Raw genomic sequence first — 610 nt, 5'->3', positions numbered from 1 at the left:
GGAGCACATCAGGCAGTAGCTGTTGCACCGCTCGGTGGCAAAGAGGACGTTGCCGTTGTCGCCGCGGCGGTATCGGACAGCAACCCGTTGCCGAATCGGATCCAGCTCTATGACGTCACCACTTTTGGTAATGCGCAAGTCGCCCTCGAGACTCACCCAGGGAACCGTGGCCGGCCACCCGTGGCCATCCGGTGGAAGCAGGGCGCCCCAAGGGAGGCCGAGCAGTTCCGTGGAGACGGCCAAGTCAGCTGTCGCCCGCAGATCGAGCGCCAGCCTTGAGGGCGGCAGACTTGAAGTTGAAAAATCCCTCAAGTCCACAACCTTCAGAAGTGGGGAGCCGGGTGACATTGGAACCCGCGCTTTCGTATCAAGCGGCTGCATCCTGCGCCTCCTCCATCTCGCCCTTGGGTGTCGCCCATGCCTCCATCAGTCGTTTCGTGTCCCGATCCGCCTTCTCGTAGCGCTCCAGAAGGAAGTCGAGCAGACCCATGTTCCTTGTACAGAAATCACTGGTGGGTCGATGACCCATCGGATCGCCCTGACGGGCGTAATGCTCGATCGGATCGGCGCCGCATAGGGGAACGTAGGCGCAGTCGGAGCACGTTGGCAG

Annotated in this window: 2 pseudogenes; both read right to left on the bottom strand. The window is 61.8% G+C overall.

Annotated features, from left to right (window positions below):
* Nucleotides 1-381, bottom strand: a pseudogene (locus tag ACXJKJ_RS31175) (hypothetical protein); the annotation flags it as partial.
* Nucleotides 368-610 (bottom strand): annotated as a pseudogene (locus ACXJKJ_RS31170) (hypothetical protein); the annotation flags it as partial. The pseudogenes ACXJKJ_RS31175 and ACXJKJ_RS31170, both read right to left, overlap by 14 nt.

The sequence above is a fragment of the Roseateles sp. P5_E1 genome, assembly GCF_054049335.1.
Note: the sequence above shows the minus strand (reverse complement) of the source record. Positions and strands in the feature narration are given on the sequence as shown.